General features: G+C 67.2%; 4 protein-coding genes and 2 pseudogenes. 3 read left to right on the top strand and 3 right to left on the bottom strand.

Annotated elements, in window-relative coordinates:
• On the bottom strand, window positions 1-715 hold a 715-nt coding region (locus C722_RS0109895), incomplete at its 3' end, for an MBL fold metallo-hydrolase (protein ID WP_017640349.1).
• Window positions 716-901: 186 nt separating this feature from the next.
• Between C722_RS0109895 and C722_RS0109890 the strand changes: the two genes are divergently transcribed.
• Window positions 902-2,146: an acyl-CoA dehydrogenase family protein gene (locus tag C722_RS0109890; RefSeq protein WP_017640348.1), complete on the top strand. Its 1,245-nt coding sequence runs from the start codon at window positions 902-904 to the stop codon at window positions 2,144-2,146.
• A 67-nt stretch (window positions 2,147-2,213) separates the two neighbouring features.
• Here C722_RS0109890 and C722_RS27020 read toward each other — a convergent pair.
• A pseudogene (locus tag C722_RS27020) lies at window positions 2,214-2,603 on the bottom strand (methyl-accepting chemotaxis protein); the annotation flags it as partial.
• 150 nt (window positions 2,604-2,753) lie between these two features.
• Window positions 2,754-3,440 (bottom strand): annotated as a pseudogene (locus C722_RS27015) (PAS domain-containing protein); the annotation flags it as partial.
• A 301-nt stretch (window positions 3,441-3,741) separates the two neighbouring features.
• Between C722_RS27015 and C722_RS0109880 the strand changes: the two are divergent.
• Entirely contained in the window at window positions 3,742-4,908 is a 1,167-nt protein-coding gene (locus C722_RS0109880) for an acyl-CoA dehydrogenase family protein (protein ID WP_017640346.1), read from the top strand.
• Between the two features lie 10 nt (window positions 4,909-4,918).
• Window positions 4,919-6,004: a sigma-54-dependent Fis family transcriptional regulator gene (locus tag C722_RS0109875; protein WP_017640345.1), complete on the top strand. Its 1,086-nt coding sequence runs from the start codon at window positions 4,919-4,921 to the stop codon at window positions 6,002-6,004.
• The last annotated feature ends 56 nt before the right edge of the window (window positions 6,005-6,060 follow it).

The raw sequence follows: 6,060 nt of genomic DNA, 5'->3' as shown, positions 1-6,060 counted from the left end.
TGTCGATCTGCGCCTGGGCGTAGGTGGCTTCATGGACCAGCACCTGAGCGCCCCGGCAGGCCTCCGCCAGCAGCGCAGGATCGTCATTGTCCCCCGCCACCACCAGCCGCCGCTCCCCATGGGCCGCCTGCAGGAAGTCGGCGCTGCGCAGCAACCGGCCCTCGTGCGGCACATCCTCGCCTCCATGCAATCTTCCCCAGAGTGGGCCGCGCGGTACCTGGGCAGCCGCCAGGGCTGCCGGATCCAGCCGTTGCGGTCGGCGGGTCTCGCGGAAGCGAAAGGCGTGGCTGGGCACCCGATGGGAAAGCGCGAAGGCGTCGATATCCCAGGCGCCCACGGCAAGCCCGGTGAAACCTTCCAGGGCATGGAACTGCAACTCGAAGGGCAGGTGCAGCGCGGTCAGGGCCTGGGTAGCGGCCAGCCAGTCCTGTACCGCCTGGGGCGCGATCAGCACCAGCGGCTGGCTGCGTCCGGTCATGGCGGCGCTGGCCAGCAGCCCCGGCAGGCCATAGCAGTGGTCGCCGTGCACATGGGTGATGCAGATGGCGCGCAGGTCCGCCGCCGACAGCGGCGTGCGCAGCAGCTGGTGCTGGGTGGCCTCGCCACAATCGACGAGAAACCAGCCCTTGCCCTGGTCCTCGATCAGGGCAAGGGCCGAGACATTGCGCCGCCGGGTTGGCACCCCGGCCGAGGTGCCGAGAAACAAGAGGTCCATGGAGGCTCCAGGCAAAAGACCAGTCTAGCGTGGCTGCCCCGCTGTCGCCCGGGCAACAGCGGCCGGGCACTCCTGCTGCCGGCCAGGCAGGCCAGGCCCGGCAAACCCCGAGAACGCGGGCTTTTTCGCCCTGGCAACGCTCTTGCAAAGCCTCTGGCGTCGCCCCTACATCCGCCGAGGACCACCATGAATCTGCCCATTCGCCACCTGCCGCCTGCCCGCACGGAAAGCCCGGACTACGAACAACTGGCTGCGCGCTTCCGCCCGATCTTTACCCGCATCGCCGAGGGTGCCCTGGAGCGCGAACGCAACCGCAACCTGCCCTATGCCCCCATCGCCTGGCTCAAGGAGGCCGGCTTCGGTGCCGTGCGGGTGCCCGTGGCATTCGGTGGCGCCGGCGCCAGCCTGCCGCAGCTGGTCCAACTGCTGATCGAGCTGGCGGCTGCCGACAGCAATTTGCCCCAGGCCCTGCGCGGCCATTTCGCCTTTGTCGAGGATCGCCTCAACGCCCACGCCAGTGCCTCCCAGCAGATCTGGTTCGAGCGCTTCGTCGCCGGTGACCTGGTGGGCAATGCCTGGACCGAGATCGGCACGGTCAAGCTTGGCGAGGTCATCACCCGGGTCAGCCGTAAGGACGGCGAGTGGCGTCTCAACGGCACCAAGTACTACAGCACCGGCAGCCTGTTCGCCGACTGGATCGACGTCTACGCCCAGCGTGACGACACCGGCGGGGACGTCATCGCCGCCATTCGCACCGACCAACCAGGCGTGCGTCAGTCCGACGACTGGGACGGCTTCGGCCAGCGCACCACGGCCAGCGGCACCTCGGTGTTCGAAGATGTCGTCGTGGAACCCGACAACCTCATCGACTTCGCTACCCGCTTCAAGTACCAGACCGCCTTCTACCAGTTGGTGCTGCTGGCGGTGATCACCGGCAGCGGCCAGGCGGCCGTGCGCGAATTCGCCGGTGAAGTGCGCGGTCGTGCACGGGTATACAGCCACGGCAATGCCAGCGCGGCCAGTGCCGACCCCCAGGTACAGCAGGTGGTCGGCAAAGCCTCGGCCTTCGTCTATGCCGCCGAGGCGGCGACCCTGGCAGCCGCCGTTGCGGCCCAGGCCGCCTTCGAGGCCCGCTATGCCGGGGACCCTGCCGCCGAGCACGACGCCAACGTGGCGGCGGAACTGGAATCGGCCCAGGCGCAATCGGCGGTCGCCGAACTGGTGCTGCGCGCCACCAGCGATCTGTTCAATGCCCTGGGCGCCTCGGCCACCAGCACCCGCAAGGGACTCGATCGCCATTGGCGCAACGCCCGCACGGCCGCCTCGCACAATCCACTGATCTACAAGGAGCGCATCGTCGGCGCCTGGGAGATCGAGGGCAGCGAACCGCCCTTCGTCTGGCAGATCGGCGGCGGCAGCAAGCAGGGCTGACGTCGAGTGACCACCTGAATGCACAACGGCAACCCCAAGGTTGCCGTTGTGCATTCAGCGCGCTAGATCAGTTCGACAGCTGGCGGGCGAACCGTCCCACGGCCCCGACCACCCGCTGGGCGCCGTCCTGGATCTCCACGATCACCTGCCCGGCCTGCCCGGCCAGTTCCAGGCCCTGCTCGGCCTGGCGCCGGCCATTCTCGATCACCGTCACCGCTTCGCCGGCCAGTTGCTGGTTCTGTTGCACCACCCCGACGATCTCCTCGGTCGCCTTGCTGGTGCGCGAGGCCAGTTGCCGGACCTCGTCGGCCACCACGGCGAAGCCGCGGCCCTGCTCGCCGGCCCGGGCCGCTTCGATGGCCGCGTTGAGTGCCAGCAGGTTGGTCTGCTCGGCGATGCCGCTGATGGTCTTGATAATGGTGCCGATCACCTGGGACTGATTGTCCAGCGCCTCGATGCCCTTCACCGCCTCCTGCATCTGGGTAGCCAGGGCACGCATGACGTCCACCGTCTGCTGCGCCACTGCCGCGCCTTTGCGGGCGGTGTCATCGGTATGCCGGGAAGTCTCGAAGGCCACGCTGGCGGCTTCGGACACCGCTTGCTCCTGGTGAACCTGATCGGTGATCACGGTGGCGAACTTGACCACCTTGTACAGGCGATCATGGGCATCGATCACCGGGTTGTAGGAGGCTTCCAGCCAGACGTCGCGACCGTGGGCATCCAGCCGTTTGAAGCGATCCACGACGAATTCGCCGCGACGCAGGCGCGCCCAGAACTGCCCATAGGCGTCGGAGTTGGCCTCGGCTGGCTCGCAGAACAGCCGGTGGTGCTTGCCCTTGATCTGCGCCAGGGAATAACCCATGGCCTGCAGGAATCGGTCATTGGCATCGAGCACCTCGCCGTCGAGGTTGAACTCGATGACCGCCGTGGAGCGACGCAGGGCCTTGAGCAGGCTTTCGTGCTCGCGGGAGGTTTCGATGGTTCGAGTCAGGTTATTGCAGAACAACCGAAAGCGCGTCACCTGGCCCTGGCTATCATGGAAGGGATGCAGGATGCCTCTTAACCAGGCTTCCTGGCCGTCGCCACGCAGGAGATGCAGGGCACCGCTGTAGGGCTCACCGCGACTCAGACTCTGCTGCAGTCGGCGGCTGTATTCCTGATTGCGGACGTGCGCCGGGATCAGTTCCGCCAGGGGTCGCCCCAGCAGATCCGCGGCGCGCACGCCCATATCCTTTTCGAAGTTGGCGTTCACCGCGGAGATGCACCCGCGGCCATCCAGTTCCAGGCCCAGCATCTCCACGTCCAGCTCGGCCTTGAGCCGCTTGAAGGAATCTACCTGCTCGCGGAGGCGCTGCAGTTCTTGTTTTAGGCCTTTGTTGAACATGACACGCCCCTGGTTGGGAGTTTAGGTTACCGCTGTATCGACCGGAATCAGTCAGGCCTTTAATGCCAACATGCGGACGATGACGAGACGTCCGGAATGAAAGATGGATGGCGGCAGGCCATTAACTAATAACAAAAAAATATTTCGGCTAAGGGTTTGGTCGGCATTACGTTCTAACGCCTGTCTGCTCTCTCCACTGCAAGAGTCCCCCATGTCCGATCCCCTGCTGGCCCCCCTTCTTCCCCTGCTGGAACGCTTCGCCGCCACCGCGGCGGAGCGCGATCGTCAGGGCGGCACGCCCAAGACCGAGCGTGACGCCCTGCGCCAGAGCGGTCTCCTGGCCCTGAGCATTCCCCAGGAACTGGGCGGGCTCGGCGCCCCCTGGGATCGGACACTGGAAGCGGTGCGGCGACTGGCCCGGGTCGACAGCTCCCTGGCCCATGTCTTCGGCTTCCATCATCTGCTGCTGGCCACTGCCCAGCTGTTCGGCCAGCCCGCGCAATGGCGTCCCTGGCTGGAAAGCACCGCCCGCGACGCCCTGTTCTGGGGTAACGCCCTCAATCCCCTGGATCGCCGTACCCTCGCACGCCGCAGCGGCGACGCCTGGCAGGTGGATGGCCAGAAGAGCTTTTGCAGCGGCGCCCTGGACTCCGATCTGCTGCTGCTTTCGGCCCTGGAAAACGACGACAGCGGGCGCCTGCTGATCGCCGTGGTCCCCACCGGCCGTGCCGGCATCCAGTTGTTCGACGACTGGGACAACAACGGCCAGCGCCAGACCGACAGCGGCAGCGCCCGCTTCGACGCCGTGCGTGTCGAACAGCGGGAATGGCTGCTCGACCCCGGCCCCCTGAGCACGCCCTTCGCCTGCCTGCGGCCGCTGCTGGCCCAGCTGATCTTCGCCAACATCTTTCTCGGCCTGGCCGAAGGTGCCTTCGCCGAGGCGCGCCGCTACACCACCACCCAGGCGCGCCCCTGGTTCAAGTCCCCGGCGGCAAGTGCCAACCAAGACCCCTACATCCTGCGTCACTACGGCGAGTTCTGGGTGGCCTTGGAAAGCAGCCGCCTGCTGGTGGAGCGGGCCAATGGCGCCTTCGCCCAGGCCTGGCAACAGGGACCGGCCCTTACCGCCGAAGTCCGCGGCGAACTGGCCGTCGCCATCGCCACCGCCAAGGTCGCCGCCAGTCGCCACGGTCTCGATCTCGCCAGTCGGCTGTTCGAAGTCGGCGGCGCCCGAGCCACCGCCGGCGCCCTGCGGCTGGATCGCTACTGGCGCAACCTGCGCACCCAGACCCTGCACGATCCGCTCGACTACAAGCTGCACGAACTGGGCGACTGGGCCCTCAACGATGTCCTGCCCACCCCCAGCTTCTACTCCTGAGGAACCCGCGATGACCCTGCTGACCCTGACCCGCACGCCCGAGGTGCCCCGCTACCGGGCGACCGCCCAGGTCTTCGCCGACCCGAAATCACGAGAGCTGCTCGCCCATCTGGAAAAGATCGCGCCGAGCGATGCCAGTGTGCTGGTAATCGGCGAGACCGGTACCGGCAAGGAGCTGATCGCCCGGCATATCCATGCTCTGAGCCACCGCCATGCCGGCCCCTTCGTCGCCGTCAACTGCGGCGCCTTCGCCGAGAGCCTGGTCGAGGCGGAGTTGTTCGGTCACGAAAAAGGCGCCTTCACCGGCGCCCTGGCTGCCCGCGCCGGCTGGTTCGAGGAAGCCAACGGCGGCACCCTGTTTCTCGACGAGATCGGCGATCTGCCGCTGTCGGTGCAGGTCAAGCTGCTGCGCGTATTGCAGGAGCGCGAGGTGGTGCGACTGGGTTCTCGGCGCAGCGTGGCCCTGAACGTGCGCATCATCGCCGCGACCAACGTCCCGCTGGAGCGAGCGGTGGCCGAAGGAAGCTTTCGCGAGGACCTCTGGTATCGCCTCAATGTGGTCAGCCTGCCGCTGCTGCCCTTGCGCCAGCGCCAGGGCGATATCTTGCCGCTGGCCCGGCACTTCCTCCACGCCTATGCCCAGGCGCCGGTCTCCCTGACGCCGGCGGCGGAGCGACGCCTGCTGGAACACCCCTGGCCGGGCAATATCCGCGAGCTGGAAAACACCCTGCAGCACGCCCTGCTGCTCAAACCCCAGGGCCAGCTGGAAGCCACTGACCTGTCGTTCGTCCAGCGGCCCAGCCTCGTTCCGCCAGCACCTCGGCCGGTCGAAACGGCGCCGGTGGACAGCCTGCTGACCGAGGCCTTCGCCCAGTTGTTCGAAGAGCAACCGGAGGCCCTGCACGAGCGCGTCGAGGCTGCCCTGGTGCGCGCGGCCTATCGCTTCTGCCATCGCAACCAGGTCCATACCGCGCGCCTGCTGGGGCTGAGTCGCAACGTCACCCGTGCCCACCTGATCCGTATCGGCGAACTGGTAGTCAATCATCGCCGTCCACTCGTGGCCCGGCCTGAACGCGAGATGCGCTTCTCCATCTGAGCCGGTCCGCCCAGCTGGGGTACCCGCGTGCCGAGGCGCCCCTTACACTGGGGTTT

Origin of the sequence: Pseudomonas sp. 313 (assembly GCF_000316965.1) — a bacterium.
GTDB lineage: Bacteria > Pseudomonadota > Gammaproteobacteria > Pseudomonadales > Pseudomonadaceae > Chryseomonas > Chryseomonas benzopyrenica.
This window is presented reverse-complemented; position numbering and strand designations above follow the sequence as displayed.

Excerpts from the sequence above, each read along its gene's own strand:
- C722_RS0109890 (WP_017640348.1), top strand. The coding sequence starts at position 902 with ATGAATCTGCCCATTCGCCACCTGCCGCCTGCCCGCACGGAAAGCCCG.
- C722_RS0109880 (WP_017640346.1), top strand. The coding sequence starts at position 3,742 with ATGTCCGATCCCCTGCTGGCCCCCCTTCTTCCCCTGCTGGAACGCTTC.
- C722_RS0109875 (WP_017640345.1), top strand. The coding sequence starts at position 4,919 with ATGACCCTGCTGACCCTGACCCGCACGCCCGAGGTGCCCCGCTACCGG.